This is a genomic window from Variovorax sp. 10L421 (genome assembly GCF_056395365.1).
In genome coordinates, this window is sequence record NZ_JBFTJJ010000004.1 from 136,800 (window position 1) to 155,696 (window position 18,897).

The window sequence follows — 18,897 nt, forward strand, 5'->3', positions numbered from 1 at the left end:
AGCCGCCAAAACTGGAAGCACGAACGACGAAGCCGCAGACCCTGCGGGGTGACTGCGGCTTGCGTCGCAGCGATTTCAACGGGAGTCCAAGCCCGATCACGCCTCTTTTTGACGTGACCGGCGCAGTATAGCCACGCGAACAGCGTGACCCGGCAGCCTCAGGGAATGCTTCGCGCCACCACGCCCAGATCACGCCAGGCGTCGGGGTGACAGCTGAAGACCAGGATCTGGTGCCGCGCCGCCGCGTCGTACAGCACCCGCTTCATTTGCCGCAGACGCTCTTCGTCGGTGTTGACCAGGGCATCGTCGAGGATGAGCAGGGTCGGCTTGCTCGCTTCCTTCAGCAGGTCCGCATAGGCCAGCCGGGCGACGACGCCCATCTGCTCCCGTGCGCCCACGCTGAGTTCCGCGAAGTCCCCGCTCTGGGCGCCGCGCAAGCCCTGCCGCGTGATGCGGCCCGGCGAGAGGTCGTCGCCGACCTCGACCTGTGCACCGGGAAAAAGAATCTGCAGGTAGTGGTCGAGGTGCTTCTGCAGCGGCGCGCGCAGGCGCCGCGCCAGGGCCGAGCGCTTCTCGCGCAACAGCTTCAGCAGGTGGTCCAGCGCCTTCGCACGGCGTTCGAGTTCGGTGCAGCGCCGCGCGGCATGCTCGAGTTCGCGCTGCTTCTCCGACGCTGCTTCTTCCTGGCCCAGCGCGCCCCTGGTTTCCAGTTCGACCTCGAGCCGGGTGATCTCGTTGGCCCGCTGGCTGTGCGTGGCTTCGGCTTGCCTTGCGCTGCGCTCCAGCCGTTCCACGTCCTGCGCGAGCACGGGCAGGTTGACGGTCTGCAACTGCTGTGCGAGTTCGGCGACCTTGTACTGCAGGGCCGATTGCTGTGCCAGCGCATCCGTCAGGGCTGCGCCGGCCTCCGCCTTGCGGGAGGCGCGCATCGGGTCGTCCAGCGTGGCTTTCACCGCCGCGAGTTCATCCCCGGCCGCCCTGACCTGCTCCCGCGCATTGCCGGCAGCGATCTTGGCGTCGTTGAGCGCTGCGGATGCGGCCTCCAGCGCGGCACGCGCGGCGCTCTCTTCCGACTCCGCCTGCGCACTCGGCGGCACCGCCGCGCCGGCCACAGGTGCCGGCGGCATGTTCTGCAGAACCTGCCGCGCTTGCGCGAGCCGGGCTTCGCGCATGGCGATGTCGGCAGCGAGCGCGCTCAATCCCTTGGGGGCGAGCGCAGCCAGCACGGCCTCTGCCGCGCCGGCTTCGCCCTTGCGCAGCGCTTGCAGCCGCACGCGCTCCTCCACGGCCGCCACGCTCTCGGCGCGCAGGCTTTGGAGCAGCGCGGCAATTTCGTCGCGCGCACGGTCCCGCTCGATGGCGAGGCTCTCCAGGTCGGCCCCGCCCGGCAGCACCGTGATGCGGCCGATGCCTTCGATCTCGATGTCGGTCCGCGCGATGACGGTCTGGCGCTTCGAGCCGGAAAGCTCGATGCCGGCGACCCGCACCCTCGCCGCGGGCTGCAGTTCGAACTCCAGGGCCGTCGCGACCGCATCGAGCCTGGCCTGTGCCGTGCGAAGCGCATCGGCGCAACGCTGAAGCCGCTTGAGCTCGCCTTCGGGCACCGCGAGCGCCTGGGCTTCGGCCTGCAGGCGCGAGACCTTGTCCTGCTCGCTCCTTGCCTTCTCGTGGCTCTGTACGAGCGCTGCAAGCTGCTCGGCCAGGCTTTCGACGGCTCTCTCCTGCGCAATGCGCGAAGCTGCCTGCCGCGCCGCGCGCAGATTTTCGCGTGCGGCGGCATCGGCCTGCGCCGCTGCCGCGTGGCGAGGCTCCCACGCCTGCAGTTCGCCCAACGCCTTGGCCAGGCCCTCGTGAACCGCCTGCAGGTTCCTTTGCCGCAGGACGACCGTGGCTTCCTCGCGCTCCATCGCCTGCAGCTGGGTCCGCCAGGAATTCACCTGGGCGGCGACCTGCTTGAGCACGGCGTCCTGCGCGTTCTTCCGGTCGTTCAACCCCTTGGCTTCGTCCAGCCGCTGCTGTGCAACGACGAGCTGCTCGCGCAATGCCGCCCAGGGCCGCGCGGCTTCGTCGCGCTGGTGGTCGCGGCGCAGGCCGGACAGGCGGTCCACGCCGGACCGATAGGCCTCGATGTCGGCGTGCAGCCGTTCGAGTTCGGCCTCGAGATCCGTGCGCAGCCTGATGGCATCGGCGAAGGCGCCACGCGGCGTTCCGGCCGAGGGGGTGAGCAGTTCGTTGCGTTCGCTTTCCACCGCCTTCAGCACCGCATCGCCATGGCTGGAAGCCAGTTCGCCCAGCGATTCGCCGAGCGCGTTGCGCAGGTGGTCGCTGGCGAAGCCCACGGCGCCGGCAATGTCGTGCGAGGTGCCCTGCTTGATCCACAACAGCCCCGGAATGCCCATGTGCTCCGGCGTACTGGCACCCTTGCCCGGAAAGCGAAAGCCGAGCAGCGACGCCAGGTGGTCTTCCGCCACCGCGCCGTCCATGGCCTTGCCGTCGATGATGAGCTCGCAGCGCTTCTTGCCGAGGAAGGCCTTGGTGAGCCGGCACGGCTTGCCGTCGAGTTCGAAGTCGAGCTCGACCGTGGGCGTCACCGAACTTTCTCCCCACGGCCGCAGGTGCTCGACCGCGCTCGAGCGATGCCGCTCGAAGAAGGCGGCGCGAATGGCCTCGGCGACGGTGGACTTGCCCGACTCGTTGGGCGCCGCGAAAAGGTTCAGCCCGTCCGTGAAGCCGTCGATTTCCAGTGGCGCGCGGAACAGCTTGAAGTTCTCGATGCGAAGACGCTGCAGCTTCATGCGCCGGCTCCGGTGCGCGCAGAACCTTGCGCGTCGAGGATGCGGGCCAGCGTGAGCAGTGCATCGCGCGCCAGTTCCGCATCGGCATCGCCCTGCTGCGCGCGCAGTTCCTGCAAGGCCTCGCCGACGAAGCCGTCGGCATGCAGCGCCTGGATGTCTTCTTCCGTCGGCTCCAGCCGCAGGGCCTCGCCGTCCCACACCAGCGCACGCGCGCGGGCACGGGCAGCATCGAGCGCGGCGCCCAGCCTGTTGTGGCCGCCGAGGTCGCAGGCGCCTTGCGCGCGCAGCTGCAGCACGTCGCTGCTGCCGACGCGCTCCAGCTTCTCCACCAGTTCGTCGATGTCGGAAGGCACCGCGAGCCGAGGCTCCAGTTGCTGCCAGGCGAACTGGCCGGTGCGAATCGGCTCCACCGCCGGCACGGCGCCGGCCTCCGCGATGGTCACGAGCAGCGCCTGCCCCGAATCGTTGGCCCTGAAGCGGTCGGTCTCGGGCGTGCCCGCATACCAGGTGCGCTCGTCGATCTGCCGGGTGCCGTGCCAGTCGCCGAGCGCGAGATAGTCGAGCCGCGCCTGCGCGGCGCGCCCTGCCGCGATGGGATTGGCCGAGTCGATGTCCTCCGACAGGATGCCCTGCACGCAGCCGTGCGCCAGCCCGATGCGCGGCAGCCCTTCCTCGCCCTGCGCGGTGGCAAACCAGTCGGTGAGGTCGCCGTAGGTATGGCGCTGCGTGAGCGGCGCCGGCAGCAGCGTGAACTTGCCGGCCACCGTGCGAGGCTTGGGCTCCAGGCAGCAGACGACGTTCGGCGCGATGGCGCCCAGCCGCTGCGCGCGGCTCCAGACCGATTCGCTCAAAGCGGAATCGTGGTTGCCCGGAATCAACAGCCAGGGGCCGGCAAAGCCCTGCATGGCGTTGAACATGCGGCGGATGGTCTTGTCGGACACGGTCTGCAGGTCGAACACGTCGCCCGCGACCAGCACGGCGTCGACCTGGCGTTCGGCGGCGATGCCGGCCAGCAGTTCGACCGCCTTGAAGCGCGCCTCGAACAGCGCCGCGGCGTCGTCGGGTTCGAACTGCGAGAACACGCGGCCGATCTGCCAGTCCGCGGTGTGAAGCAAAGAAATCATGCGCGGCCCTCCCTTGCCTCTCGCGTCTTCAGGTCATCTAAAACAGCGAGCATCTTAGAGGGCCGGGGACGCGTCGAGCTTCGCGCGGCCCTGGGGGGGCAGGCGGGCGGCTAGGGCCTGGAGTCGATCCCCGACGCGCACTCTTCCAGCAGCGCGGCCGATTGAGTGACCTGTTCGGCGATCCGGGCACGCAGCAGCGGCCAGTCGAGACTGAAGGGCGCAAGCAGGAACCATTGCGTGGTCAGCGCCAGCGCGGTGCCAAGAATGAGGAACATCCACTGCACGAGTTCCATTGCCGCTCCAGTTCAGAGTGAGGGCGAGAGTCTGCGCATTCCACCGGCGCCGCGATATCACCAATTCGGGGGATGCCTTTCGCCAGAGGGCCGCCCCGCCGCGGTCACCTCGCAGGCAGGTACTGCCGCGGATCGACCGCGTTGCCGCGGTGGCGGATCTCGAAGTGGAGCCTCGCGCGCCCGCCGTCGGCGCCGCCGATCTCGGCGATCTTCTGGCCCCTTTGCACCTGCTGGCCCTGCTTCACCAGCATCGAGCGCACATTGGTATAGACCGACATGTAGGAGCCGCCGTGATCAACCATGAGCACGCTGCCGTAGCCGCGCAGCGTTTCGGTCACGGCCACCTTGCCCGCGCCGATGGACATCACCGGCTCGCCGAGGCTGCCGCCGATGTCGATGCCCTTGTTGCTGCTGCCGTTGAAGCCCGCGATCACCTGGCCCTGCGCGGGCCAGGTCCAGTCGCTTCGCCGCGATGCGGGTGGTGCGGCCGGTTCCGGCTCCGGCACCGCGACCCGGGGCGGCCTCGAACGCTCCGGGCGCTCGGCGCCTGCGCTCCTTGCGGCGGGCGGCTCCGACGATGCGCCGCCCGGCGGAACCACGCGCAGCACCTGCCCCGCCTCGAGCCGATCGGGGTCCTGCAGGTTGTTCCAGCGCGCAACTTCGCCCGGCGAACGCCCCGCCTTTGACGCAATGCGATAGAGCGTGTCGCCCGGCTGGACGACGTACTCGCCCGGTCCCGCCACCGGCGCCTTTGGTGAGGTGGAGCACGCTGCCACCATCAATGCCGCGGTCAGCGCAATGCCCGCGCGCCAGTTCCTTCCTGTCACAACCACTAGCGGATTCCTTCCTTGATGAGCTGAATCTCGCGCTCCCCGGTGCTCCGGGGACCGCGTTCGAAGAATCCTGGAAGGCTACCAGCAGCCGCGGGGCGTTCAACCCGCCTCCGATTCTTCTCCTGCCGTGCGCCTTGCGATGCACATCAACGACAGCGCGCTCGCAGGGGAAGCCGGATCGCGGCCGGACAGCACATTGCCCATGCGGTATTTCCATTGGGCCCGCCCGAGCTCTCCGGCGAGCGCCTCGGCGCCTATCCGGTGGTTGTGCGGATGCACGCGGACATCGAAGCCCAGCGGCTGCAGCGTGGATTCGAAGAACTCCTTCGTCACGCCGTCGCCGGGCCGGTGATGCACCTCGGTCTTCAGCCCCCACGACTGCTGGCTGCCGGTCTTGTGGAAACCGCGCCCTGTCATGCGGTAGACCCACAGCCGCGCGTCCCACAACAGCCTGGCCAGACCCTTGTAGTCCCATGCCGTCAGCTGGGGATCGTGATCGGTGATCAGGATGCCGTCAGGCTTCACCAGGCGGGCGCCTTCCCGCAGCACCGCCGTCATGTCGTCGCAGTGGTGCAGGGTGGCATTGATGGCCACGATGTCCGCCACGTGCGAGCGGAACGGCGTATGCGCCGCATCCGCCAGCACCGTGGTGTAGCCGAGGCCCGCAGCCAGCTTCAGCGAGCCCGGGGCCACGTCCACGCCGATGAGCAGCCGGGGCTTTCCGCCCAGCGTGGCGAAGACATTGCCAGGCCCGCAACCCAGGTCGATGACGACCTTGTCCGTCCATTCGCCCCCGGCGGCGAGCCAGCGGCTGCGAAAGTGGGCATCGCGGTGACAGAAGTCCAGATATTCCTGCGCCCAGGCCGCATTGCCGAAATATGTGGCATTGGCGGTCAATGCGTCTGAATTGTTCGGGAGAATTGATTTCCAATAGTGTTCGCAAGGCGTCAGGGCAACATCTGGCAATAGGATTTCGTAAAGCATTTTCGACCTTGGAAAGAATTGATTCGCGCGGAATCGGGTGCTTCTTTCAGTCTTTTCAAATCCAAGGTTTTGTACAGTTATTTTTTATCCGGTTACAGACGGGGTGAATTGATAACAGCCGCCGCCGGGAGGATGTTTCATTTTTCGACAGCAAAGGCGCCCCGTTTTTCGCATGACTACAGAGAGCGGACGCGAGACCAACGCGCTCACGCCAGGCCGCCCCATGCAACGCGCTTTGCCCCGGAATTTCGGCATTTCTCCCCAGGAGTACCCCGCTTCAGCCCCGCCTTTTGACCTTCGAAAGTGGCTCGCGCACAGGCTTGCGCCCCCTAAATCCCGCATCAGTTACCTCAAACTGGATGATTCGGGTAGTACGTTTTAGAAATAACCATATCTGTTTGTAACCTAACCATAAAGTACCCACATCGGCCGGTAGAAAGCTCCTAGTATGAAGTCACGAAAAGAACACAACAGATGCTCCCTCATTAATTGGGCAAATGGAAATTCCATTTGCCCAATTGCTTCCATTGTATTGCTTCCGGGATATTCAAATGGAAATTCGAAGTATTTCGCAGCCGCAGGAAAGCTCTCCGGGTCTCGCCCTGGAAGACCTGTTCGGGCCGCGATGCAAGCCGGCAGGACCGGCCGGAGGCTGCACCGGTTCGCTGGCGCTTGAGCCCGGCTTTGCCCGGCGCTGGAGCCAATGGCTCGCCGTCACCGGCCAGCTGCCGGATGCCCTCTTCGCGGGCGCATGGCTGCTGCTGCAGTCGCGCTGGCTCGGAAGCCTCTGGCCCGTGCTGCACGAGGCGGGCGTTGCCCCGGCGCGCTGCACGACCACCGTCGCGTTCGACGCCACCAAGGCCGCGGGTACCTGGCTGGCTGAACTGGACCTCGCCCGCCGCGCAGCGTCGCACTCACCGCAGCCCATTGCGCCACCGGACTCGCTCTGGCTGCGCGAAGAGGTCCACGCCGACGCTCCCGTGCGGCTGCGCTTCGACACCGCTTCGGCATTGCTTCATATAGATGCAGCCGCGGGCTCGATGGACGCCGCCGCAATCGAACAGTTGCTCGCTGCCCTTGCCGACACCGCCCAGGACCTGCTGGAGCATCCCGATGCCGCCCTCGACGACATCCGCACGCTGCCGAGCACCGACCGCGCCGATCAGCTCGCAGCCTGGAACACCGCCCTCGCCCCGGTGGACCCTGTCACCACGGTAACCGGCGTGTTCAGCCGCCAGGCCGCGGCCGCCCCCGATGCCATTGCCATCGCACAAGGCGATGCGCAAATGAGCTACGGCGAACTCGACCGGCAATCCGACGAACTCGCGCGGCGCCTCCAGTGCCTGGGCGTTCGCAGCGGCGACGGGGTCGGCCTGCTGCTCGACCGCTCGATGGCCGCCATCGTGGCCCAGCTCGGCATCCTCAAGGCTGGCGGCGCCTACGTGCCGGTGCCCACCGATTTCCCGCCCGATCGGATCGCCTACATGCTCGGCGAGGCGCGTGCGCAGCACGTGCTCACCATGCAGGCGCACCACCACCTGGTCCCCCCCCACCAGGGCGTTTTGCTGCTCGACGAGTACGAAGACAAGACAAATCGAAGTGCATGGAACCCGCCGGCGATCGACGCCGAATCGGTGGCCTACGTCATGTACACCTCGGGCTCGACGGGCACGCCCAAGGGCATCGAGATCTGCCACCGGTCGATCCTGCGGCTGGTGGTGGGCGTGGACTACGTCGCGCTCGCTCCGGGCCGCGCCATGCTGCACGCGGCGCCGCTGGGCTTCGACGCGGCCACGCTCGAAATATGGGGTCCGCTGCTCAACGGTGGCTGCTGCGTGGTCCACGAAGAGCGCGTGCCCACCGGTGCCGGCCTCGCGCGCACCATCGCGCGCCACGACGTGCACACGGCATGGCTCACCGCCGCGCTGTTCAACGCCGTGATCGACGACGACCCGGCCCATCTCTCGGGCCTGCGGCACCTGTTCACCGGCGGCGAAGCGCTGTCGGTGCCGCACGTGCGGCGCGCGCTGGCGGCCCTGCCCGGCCTCACGCTGAGCAACGGCTACGGCCCCACCGAGTGCACGACCTTCGCGGCCACGCACCGCATCGCGTCGCCGCTGCCGGAAGACCTGCGTTCGATTCCGCTCGGGCGTCCCATCAAGGACACCGTGCTGCGCGTGCTGAGCCCCTCGATGGCACTGCTGCCGACGGGCTTCGTGGGAGAACTGTGCATCGGCGGCCACGGCCTGGCCCGCGGCTACCTGCGGCAGCCCGCGCTCAATGCCGAACGCTTCGTGCCCGACCCCTTCGGCGGTACGGACGAACGGCTCTACCGCACCGGCGACCTCGCGCGCTGGCTGCCCGACGGCACCGTCGAGTTCATCGGACGCCGCGACGGCCAGGTGAAGATCCACGGCCACCGCATCGAGACCGGCGAGGTCGAGGCCGCGATCCTCGCCCACCCGGACATCCAGTCCTGCGCCGTGGTCGCGCGGCCCGACGAGAGCGGCCAGCTACGCCTTGTGGCCTATCTCGTCGCGCGCTCACAGAAGGTTTCGTGGGACGCCCTGCGTGCGCACCTCGCGGCCCGCCTGCCCGCGGCGTTGATTCCCGCCGCCCAGGTATGGCTCGCGCAGTTGCCCGTCACGCCGAATGGCAAGCTCGACCGCAGGGCGCTGCCCGAGCCGGCCGACGAACGCCCCGAACTCGCCCAGCCCTTCGAGGAAGCGCGCGACACCGTCGAACAGCAGGTGTGCGAGGCCTTCGCCCGCGCACTGCACATCTCGAAGGTCGGGCGCAACGACAACTTCTTCGACCTCGGCGGCGATTCGCTGCTGGTGCTGCAGGTGCTCGCCGACCTGCAGCGCGGCACCGGCCTGCCGTTGTCGACCAACCTTTTCTTCCGCAATCCCACGCCAAAAGCGATGGGTGCGCGGATGCAGCAGGCGGGTGATCTGCCCGCCTCGGCCGCTGTGGTCGTCTCGGAGGATCGACCGACCACAGCGGCCACCCTTGCAGCGCGGCCGGACGCCGGCATTCACGACGCCATCGCCCTGGTTGCCACCGCCGGACGCTTTCCCGGCGCGGCCGACGTCGAGCAGTTCTGGGACAACCTCGTTGCCGGGCGCGACACCATCAGCTTCTTCGACGACGCCACGCTCGACGCCGGCGTGAGCGAGGCCCTGCGCAGCGACCCGTCCTACGTTCGCGCACGCGGCGTGATCGACGGCATCGAGGACTTCGACGCTGCCTTCTTCGGCATCAGCCCGAAGGAAGCGCAGCTGATGGACCCGCAGCAGCGCGTGTTCCTCGAGATCTGCTGGGAATGCCTGGAGCGCGCCGGCTACGTGCCCGATGCCGCGCCGGGCCCGGTCGGCGTGTATGCCGGCATGTACAACGCGACCTACTTCCAGCGCCACGTGAGCACCCGGCCCGACCTCGTGGAGCCGGTCGGCGAATTCCAGGTGATGCTGGCCAACGAGAAGGACTACATCACCACGCGGGTGGCGAACCGGCTCAACCTCACCGGCCCGGCCGTCAGCGTGCATACCGCCTGCTCGACCTCGCTCGTGGCCGTAGCCCACGCCTTCCACGCGCTGCGCACGGGCCAGTGCTACATGGCGCTCGCCGGCGGCGCATCGGTCAACTGCCCGCCGCGCAGCGGCTATCTCTACAACGAGGGCTCGATGCTCTCGCCCGACGGCCACACGCGCAGCTTCGACGCACAGGCCCGTGGCACGGTCTTCAGCGACGGCGCGGCCGTGGTGCTGCTCAAGCGGCTGGCCGACGCGCAGGCCGATGGCGACACCATCTACGCCGTGCTGCGCAGCGCCTGCGTGAACAACGACGGCGGCTCCAAGGCCAGCTTCACGGCGCCCAGCGTCGACGGGCAGGCGGCGGTGATCCGCGCCGCGCTCGCGGCGGCCGACGTCGATGCACGCAGCATCTCTTACGTGGAGGCTCACGGCACCGCCACGCCGATGGGCGACCCGATCGAGGTCGAGGCGCTGGCCTGTGCCTATGCCGAGCACACCGACGCGCTCGGCTACTGCACGCTCGGCTCGCTCAAGAGCAACGTCGGCCACATGGTCACGGCGGCCGGCGCTGCCGGTCTCATCAAGACGGCACTGGCGCTGCACTACGAACAGATTCCGCCGACCGTGCATTTCAGCGCGCCGAACCCGGCGATCGACTTCGCGCGCACACCCTTCCACGTCACGGCGAGCCTGCAGCCGTGGCCGCGCGCCGACCAGCCGCGCCGCGCAGGCGTCAGTTCCTTCGGCGTCGGCGGCACCAACGCGCACGTGATAGTCGAAGAAGCGCCACCGCGGCAGGCCTCGCCGGCGGCGGCGGGCGACCACGTGCTGCCGCTGTCGGCGCGCTCCGAGGCCGCGCTCGACACAGCCACCGAGCAGCTCGCGGCGCACCTCGAGGCGCACCCCGAACTGCCGCTGGCAGACGTGGCCCACACCCTCGCGGTCGGCCGCAAGGCCCACACCTTCCGCCGCGCAGTGGTGGCCAGCGGAACGGCCGAAGCCATCGCGGCCCTGCGCAGCGCCGACTCGCCCAGCCGCGCCAGCGGCCGCACCGCCTCGCGTGCACCGCAGCTCGTGCTGATGTTCCCCGGGCAGGGCGCGCAGTACGCAGGCATGGGCAAGAACCTCCGCGCGAACGACCCGGTGTTCGCCGCCGCGTTCGACGACTGCATGGCCGCTTTCGACGGGGCGACCGATTTCGACCTGCGCGAGCGCATGTTCTCCGGCGACGCGCAGTCGCTGGTGCCCACGGCCGTCACGCAGCCCGCGATCTTCACGCTCGAATACGCGCTCGCGCGGCGGCTGCTGGCGCTGGGTGCGCGGCCGCATGCGCTGATCGGCCACAGCGTCGGCGAATTCGTCGCGGCCGTGCTCGCGGGCGTGATGCGGCTCGAAGACGCTGCCCGGCTCGTGGCCCGCCGCGGTGCGCTCATGCAGGCCCAGCCAGCGGGCGCGATGCTGTCGGTGCGCCTGGGCGCGGCCGAACTGGCCGGCCGGCTCGGCCCGCAGCTGTCGCTCGCCGCCGAGAACGGCCCGGCGGCCTGCGTCGCCGCCGGCCCCTTCGATGCCATCGCGGCGCTGCAGGCGGCGCTGGAAGCGGATGGCATTCCGGCCCGTCCGCTTCAGACCTCGCATGCCTTCCACTCCGCCATGATGGACGCGGCCGTCGCGCCCTTCGAGGCACTGGTCGGCAAGGTGGCGCTGCGTGCGCCGCAGACGCCGATCTACTCGACGCTGACCGGCCAACCGCTCGAAGACACCGAAGCCACCAGCCCGGCCTACTGGGCCCGGCACTTGCGCGAAACCGTGCGCTTCTCGCCAGCCGTACGCTGCGCGATGGCGCAGACGGCAAACCCGCTGTTCGTGGAAGCCGGCCCGCGCAACATGCTTTCCACGCTGGTGCGCCAGCACGGCGCGGGCAGCGTCGTACCGCTGCTGCACGGCGAGCCGGCCGAAGAGGCTCGCACCCTGCGGCTGGCGTTGGGCCGCCTGTGGACCTGCGGCGCCGAGGTCGAGCTGTCGCGCCTCGCTGCACGCAACGGCGCCCAGCGCGTGTGCCTGCCCACCACGCCGTTCGAGCGCAAGCGCTTCTGGGTCGACATCGCCGCTCCCACCCTTCTCCCCCTTTCCACCGCGACCGCATCCGTCAGCGCCGCCGTCGCGGCCCCTGCCTCTTTCATTCCATCCATTCCCCTGGAGCCGATCGTGACCGCAGCAGCAACGCCCTCGCCTCTTCCCCCTCCCGCCTCGTCCATGGACGCACGCCTGCGCACCCTGTTCGAGGACATCTCCGGCCTCGACATGGCACAGGCGGAGGGACACGCGCCCTTCGGCGAGCTGGGCCTGGATTCGCTCACGCTGACCCAGGCGGCCACGCAGATCAAGAAGCACTTCAAGGTCAACCTCAGCTTCCGTCAGCTGATGGAGAAATACCGCTGCTTCGACTCGCTCTCGGCCTTCCTGCGCGAGAGCCTGCCGCCTGAGGCAGCGCCTGCGCCGGCCGTTGCACCCGCCGTCGTGGCAGCGCCGGTGGAAAGTGCTGTCGCCGTGCCGCAGGCCGCGCCGCGCCAGCCGATGCCCGTGTACATGCCGATGCAAGGCGGTGCCGCGGGCGACGCACAGTTGTCCCAGCTGATTGCGCAGCAGATGGAACTGATGCGCCAGCAGCTCGCACTGCTGTCGGGTGCGGCGCCGGCCGCGCCGCTGATGACGCTGCAGGCCGTGCCGGTCCAGCCGGTGGCTGCAGTTCCGTCCGAGGAGCCCGCGCAGAAGGAGCCGGTGCGCTACGACGTGTCCAAGGCCTTCGGCGCCATCGCGCGCATCCACACCCAGCGCATGGCCGAACCCAGCGGCCGCCAGAAGGCACGCCTCGCCGCCTTCATCCGGCGCTATGTCGAGCGCACGCGCAAGAGCAAGGACTTCACCGACGCCAACCGCCCCCACATGGCCGACCCGCGCGTGGTCAACGGCTTCCGCCCGATCACGAAGGAGATCACCTACCAGATCGTCATCGAGCGCTCCAAGGGTTCGAAGATGTGGGACCTCGACGGCAACGAATACGTCGACGCGCTCAACGGCTTCGGCATGAACATGTTCGGCTGGCAGCCCGACTTCGTGCAGGAGGCCGTGCGCAGGCAGCTCGACCAGGGCTATGAGATCGGCCCGCAGCACCCGCTGGCGGCCGAGGTCACGGCGCTCATCTGCGAGCTCACGGGCAGCGACCGCGCCGGCCTGTGCAACACCGGCTCCGAAGCCGTGATGGCCGCGCTGCGCATCGCGCGCACCGTCACCGGCCGCAGCACTGTGGTGGTGTTCACCGGCTCCTACCACGGCACCTTCGACGAGGTGCTGGTGCGCGCCGGCAAGGGCGGCAAGGGCCTGTCGGCAGCGCCGGGCGTGATGAGCGGCATGTTCGGCGACATCCGCGTGCTCGACTACGGCACGCCCGAGGCGCTGGCGTTCATCCGCGAGAACGCCGACGACCTGGCCGCCGTGCTGGCCGAGCCGGTGCAAAGCCGCCGCCCCGACTTCCAGCCGCGCGAGTTCCTGCACGAGGTGCGCGACATCACCGCGAAGAGCGGCTGCTGCCTGATCTTCGACGAGGTCATCACCGGTTTTCGCACCGCGCTGGGCGGCGCCCAGGAACTGTTCGGCGTGCGCGCCGACCTTGCCACCTACGGCAAGGTGATCGGCGGGGGCTTCCCGGTCGGTGTGATCGCCGGCAAGCGCGAGTTCATGGACGCGCTCGACGGTGGCGCCTGGCAGTACGGCGACGACTCGATCCCCGGCGTGGGGGTGACCTACTTCGCCGGCACCTTCGTGCGCCATCCGCTCGCGCTCGCCGCGGCCAGGGCCTCGCTCACCCACCTGAAGGAAGCCGGGCCCGCGCTGCAGGCCGGCCTCAATGGCAGCACCGCCGCCATGGCCGCCGAGCTCTCGGGCTGGTGCAGGGAAGTCGGCGCGCCCGTCGAGATCCGCCACTTCGCGTCGCTGTGGCGCGTGAGCTGGCTCGAGGACCACCCGCTGCAGGACCTGTTGTTCGCAATGATGCGCAGCCGCGGCGTGCACATCCTGGACAACTTCCCGTGCTTCCTCACGAGCGCGCACAGCGCCGAGGACATCGCATTCATCCAGAGCGCATTCAAGGAATCGGTCGCCGAGATGCAGGAATCCGGGTTCCTGCCGCGCCGCGCCGTGGCCATCGCCGGCTTCGACGCGCACAAGCCGACCGAGGAAGGCTCGGTGCTGGCCCGCGACATCGACGGCCAGCCCTTCTGGTACGTGCCCGGCGCGCCCACCCCCAGCCAGCACATCTTCAATGGAAAGGCCGCAGCATGAACGCCGTTTTCAAGCCCACCGTCAGCGACGGTGCCATCGAATGCATCATTCCCACGACGGAATCGCAACGCGAAGTCTGGCTCGGCGCAACCCTGAGCACCGAGGCCTCGATGGCCTACAACGAATCGGTCCTGCTGCGCCTGCGCGGCGCGCTGGACGAGGAGGCCCTGGCGCGTGCCATGGACCGGCTGCTCGAACGCCACCAGGCCTTGCGCGCCACGATCTCGCCGGACGGCACCTGCATGCTGGTCAGCCATCCGGGCGGGAACGTCCTGACCCGGCAAGACCTGAGCGGGCTCGAGCCTGAAGCCCGCGCGCAGGCGCTGCGCTCGGCCCATGGCCAAGCGGTGTGCACGCCCTTCTCGCTCGAACATGGCCCGCTGTTTCGCGCCGTGCTGTACCGCCTCGGCAATGCGGAGCACGAACTCGTGATGTCGGCGCACCACGTGGTCTGCGACGGCTGGTCCTGGGGTGTCATCACCGAGCAGCTGGGCCACCTGTATGCCGAGCAGAACGGCACCGGGCTGAAGCTCAGGGCCGCGCCGCTCTTCGCCGACTTCGCCGCCGAGGAAGCCGCCGCGGCCGCGCATCCCGACATGCAGGCGCACGTGGACTACTGGCTCGGGCGCTTCCCCGGCAGCGTGCAGCCGGTGCTCGACCTGCCGCTGGACCGTCCGCGTCCGGCCGCACGCACCTTCAATTCGCGCCGCACCGAGCGCCTGCTCGACAAGCGCCTCGTCGGCACCCTGCGCGTGACGAGCACCAAGGCCGGCGCCAGCCTGTTCACCGGCCTGCTCAGCGGCTTCGTCGCGACGCTGCACCGTCTCACGGGCCAGGAAGACATCGTCGTAGGCGTGCCGGCGTCGGGCCAGCTCGCGCATGACGTGCCCGGACTGGTCGGCCATTGCGTGAACCTGCTGCCGCTGCGCATCGCCACGCACGCCGGCATGCGCTTCGACGCGCTGATGGACGAATGCAACACCGCCGTGCTCGACGCCTTCGACCACCAGGCGCTCACCTATGGCGCGCTGCTGGGCCAGTTGTCGCTCGAGCGCGATCCGAGCCGGCTGCCGCTGGTGAGCGTGGCGTTCAACGTCGACCCCGACGTGGCGAGCAGCGCCGAGGCGTTCACGAGCCTCGACGTGGCACAGGACACCATCCCCCGCCGCTACGAGAACTTCGAACTGTTCCTGAACCTGCGCCCGCTCGATGGCGGCCTGATGGTGGAGGCGCAGTACAACACCGACCTGTTCGACGACGTCAGCGTACAGCGCTGGCTGGACATGTTCGAGTGCGTGCTGCAGTCGGGCTCGCACAAGCCGGACGAAACGGTCGGCCGGCTCGAAGTGCTGTCCGTCGACGCCGCGCGTTCGCTGATCGCGCTGCAGCCCGCGCGCGTTCCGCTGGTCGGCATGCCGCTGGCGCATGCCGGTTTTGTCGCGCGCGTGCCTCGGCAGCCCGATCACCCGGCGGTGCGCGATGGCGCGCGAAGCTGCAGTTACGGCGAACTCGATGCGCTGTCGAACCGCATGGCGCGTGCATTGCACGCGCGCGGCGTGGGCCGCGGCCAGCGCGTGGGGCTGTGCCTGGAGCGCAGCCTGGAAATGGTCGTGGCGATGCTGGGCATCCTGAAGGCGGGCGCGTCCTACGTGCCGCTCGATCCGGCCTTTCCGCAGGCGCGGCTCGACCACTACGCCAGCGACGCCCGGCTCAGCCTGATGCTGACCTCGTCGGACGTCGCCGTGGCGCCGCGCCACTGGTGCGCCGACGCGGGCCAGCGGATCTTCGAGATCGACCGCGACACCTCATGGCGGCAGCTTGCCGGCGAGACCCTGCCGTCGAGCACGGACGACCCGGGGCCCGAAGACGCCTGCTATGTGATCTACACCTCCGGCTCGACCGGCTTGCCCAAGGGCGTCATCGTCCATCATCGGGGCGTGGCGCACCTGCTGCAGTGGATGCAGCGCGAATCGGACGTCGGCCCGGCCGACCGGATCGCCGCCGTCACCACCCTGTCGTTCGACATGGCCATACCCGACCTGCTGCTGCCGCTGGCGGCTGGCGCCGAACTCGTGATGGTGCAGCGCGAGATCGCGATGGACGGCAATCGCCTGGGACAGGCGCTCGACCAGGAGCAGATCACGCTCCTGCAGGCCACGCCCGGCATGTGGCAGCTCCTGCTCGATGCCCAGTGGGCCGGCGGCGCCCCCGGCTTTCGCGGCTGGACCGGTGGCGAGGCGCTGCGTCCGAGCATGGCTCTGGCGCTGTGCGAACGCATGGAGGGCCTGTGGAACGGCTATGGGCCGACCGAGACCACGGTGTACTCCACAGCCTGGCACGTTCGCCCCGAAGAGGTCGCGTCGCGCGGCGTGTCGATCGGCCGGCCGGTCGACAACACCGAGATCTGGATCCTCGATGCCGAACTGCAGCCCTGCCCCATCGGCGTGCCGGGCGAGATCTGCATCGCCGGCGAAGGTGTCTCCCTGGGCTACCTCGATCGTCCAGAGCTGACCGCCGAGCGCTTCGTCACGGTGCGCATCTTCGGCACCGCGAAGAGGGTGTACCGCTCGGGCGACCGCGGCCGCTGGCGCAACGACGGGCTGCTCGACCACCTCGGCCGGCTCGACTTCCAGGTCAAGGTGCGCGGCTACCGCATCGAGCCCGGCGAGATCGAGGTGCGCTGCTGCGAGGTTGCGGGCGTTTCGCGCAGCGTGGTCGTTGCGCGCGAGGACAACCCCGGCGACGTGCGCCTGGTGGCCTACCTTGCCCTGATGCCGGACGCCGGCTTCGACCTCGATGCGCTGATGGTGCACCTGCGCAAGCACCTGCCGGCCTTCATGCTGCCGCAGCACGTGGTGACGCTCGATGCCCTGCCCACGCTGCCGAACGGCAAGGTCGACCGCGTCTCGCTGCCGCCGCCGCAGGCGGCCGCGCGCGAGGAGGTGCGGCGAGGCGCCGGCCCGTGCAACGACCACGAGCGCAAGGTGCTCGCGATCATGGAGAAGGTGCTGAGCCTGCCGGGCCTCGACATGGACGACAACTTCTTCACCGTGGGCGGCCATTCGCTGCTGGCCGCGCGGCTCACCACGCTGTTGAGCCGCGAGTTCCAGGTCACGCTGCCGCTGCGTTCGCTGTTCGAGTCGCCCACGGCCGGGAAGCTGGCCGCGGCGATCCAGGGCCTGCAGGGCGCGGGCGTCGGGCTGCAGGCTCCCATTGCATGCCGCCCGGAGCGCCGTAGCGCGCCGCTGACGCTTTCGCAGGAGCGCATCCGCTTCATGGAGCAGTTGCACCCGGGCCGCTCGGTCTACAACGCGCCTTCGGCGCAGCGGCTGATCGGGCAGCTCGATGCAACGCGCTTCGAAGGCGTGCTGCGCGAAGTGATCCGGCGCCAGCCCTCGCTGCGCACCCGCATGGACATCGACCAGCAAAGCGGCAAGCCGGTGCAGCTGATCGCGGAGTCCGTGGAATTCGCCCTGCCGCTGGTCGACCTGCGCGGCCTGCCGGCCGACCAGCGCGAGGCCGAGCTGGCCGAGCGCATGCAGGAGCTGGCGGACCGGCCGATCGACATCCACAGCGCGCCGATGATGCACGCGACCCTGTTCCAGGTCGACGACAACGAGCACGTCTTCATGTTCGTGCCGCACCACCTGATCTGGGACGGCTGGTCCTTCGACCTGATGCAGCGCGAACTGGCCGCGCTCTACGACGCCGCCGAGCGCGGCCGTCCGCACAACCTGCCCGCACTCGCCACCACCCACGGGGACTATGCCGAGTGGCTGGAGAAGTGGATGACCGAGCCCGCCTGCGAGGAACAGCTCGCGTTCTGGCGCGGCCGGCTCGAAGGCGCGAAGGCCGTGCGGCCGCCCGTGACCGACATGCCGCGCCGCGCGGGCAAGAGCGGCCAGGGCGGCGCGCACTGGATCAGCATCGACCTGCAAAGCACACAGCGGCTGCGCGAGATCGCGCGCGACATGGACGTGACGCTCAGCATGCTGACCTTCGGCGTCTACGCGCTGACCATGGCCCAGGTGACCGGCAACGACGCCATCGTAATCGCCAACCCGGTGCGCGGTCGCCAGCAGGCCGAGACGGAAGACGTCATGGGCTACTTCAACAACGTGCTGCCGGTCTCGCTCGCGGTGGACATGGCGCTGCCGCTGCCCGGCTTCATGCACTACGTGAAGCAGGAGCTGCTGTCGATGATGAACAACCAGCAAGTGCCGTTCGAGCGCCTGATGGCCGAGCCGGGCTATGCGGGGCAGATCAAGACCTCGGGTCCCTACCAGTCGATGTTCTCGTTCCAGGACGCGCGCGAACGCTCGCGCTCCATCGGCAGCCTGCAGACCCGCCAGATGCACGTGATGCAGCATGGCGCCACCGACGACATCGGCGTGTGGCTGATGGACAAGCCGCACGGCCTCGAAGGCGCGCTGATCTACAACGCCGACGTGTACCTGCGCGAGACCGGCGCCCAGATGCGCGAGCGCTACCTCGAGGTGCTGCGCCGCGTCGCGGACCACCCGGGCGCCACGCTCGCGGAGATCGCCAGCACTGAAGGCTCGGCCAGCGCGCTCTACCTGCGCAAGCTGGCCACCGGCGACACGGACAAGGGCGCGCCGGCCGGCGCCGCCAACGGCGACGAGCGCAAGGCCAGGCAAGGCCTGCTCAGCCCCGAGCACGCGCAGCTCGCCCAGATCTGGGCCGGCGTGATCGGCATCGACGTGAGCGAGATCCGCGCCAGCGACAACTTCTTCGACCTCGGCGGCGACTCGCTGCTGGTGCTGCGCGCCGTGCAGCAGGCGGCACAGACGCTGGGGCACCGCGTGGAGCCGCGGCGCTATCTGTTCGAAAACCTCGGGCAGATCGCCTCGTCGGCGCAGGCCGCGCCGCAGGGCGTGCCGTCCGACCTCGCGGAACTGGCCGCCGACACGGCCGGACATGCGCAGCGCGGCGGCCTTTTGGGCGCCCTCGGCAGCTGGCTGCGCAAGGGGTGA

7 protein-coding genes are annotated in these 18,897 nt (G+C 69.3%); 2 read left to right on the forward strand and 5 right to left on the reverse strand.

Annotated elements, in window-relative coordinates; all coding sequences use genetic code 11:
* Positions 1-158: 158 nt before the first annotated feature.
* From AC1DFC_RS08815 to AC1DFC_RS08835, 5 genes are all read right to left on the reverse strand, one after another.
* Entirely contained in the window at positions 159-2,795 is a 2,637-nt protein-coding gene (locus AC1DFC_RS08815) for an AAA family ATPase (protein ID WP_478179003.1), read from the reverse strand.
* A complete protein-coding gene (locus tag AC1DFC_RS08820) occupies positions 2,792-3,919 on the reverse strand; it encodes a metallophosphoesterase family protein (RefSeq protein WP_478179004.1) in 1,128 nt (375 codons plus the stop codon). Before AC1DFC_RS08820 ends, AC1DFC_RS08815 begins: the two co-directional genes overlap by 4 nt.
* A 110-nt stretch (positions 3,920-4,029) precedes the next feature.
* Positions 4,030-4,212, reverse strand: a complete 183-nt coding sequence (locus AC1DFC_RS08825) for a hypothetical protein (protein WP_007832105.1) — start codon at positions 4,210-4,212, stop codon at positions 4,030-4,032.
* Between the two features lie 104 nt (positions 4,213-4,316).
* A complete protein-coding gene (locus AC1DFC_RS08830; RefSeq protein WP_413331766.1) occupies positions 4,317-5,045 on the reverse strand; it encodes a peptidoglycan DD-metalloendopeptidase family protein in 729 nt (242 codons plus the stop codon).
* A gap of 99 nt (positions 5,046-5,144) precedes the next feature.
* Positions 5,145-5,942: a class I SAM-dependent methyltransferase gene (locus AC1DFC_RS08835; RefSeq protein WP_478179005.1), complete on the reverse strand. Its 798-nt coding sequence runs from the start codon at positions 5,940-5,942 to the stop codon at positions 5,145-5,147.
* Between the two features lie 638 nt (positions 5,943-6,580).
* Here AC1DFC_RS08835 and AC1DFC_RS08840 point away from each other — a divergent pair.
* Complete coding sequence (locus AC1DFC_RS08840) at positions 6,581-13,903, forward strand: amino acid adenylation domain-containing protein (RefSeq protein WP_478179006.1); 7,323 nt, start codon at positions 6,581-6,583, stop codon at positions 13,901-13,903.
* Entirely contained in the window at positions 13,900-18,897 is a 4,998-nt protein-coding gene (locus AC1DFC_RS08845; protein WP_478179007.1) for an amino acid adenylation domain-containing protein, read from the forward strand. The genes AC1DFC_RS08840 and AC1DFC_RS08845 overlap by 4 nt, the downstream gene beginning before the upstream one ends.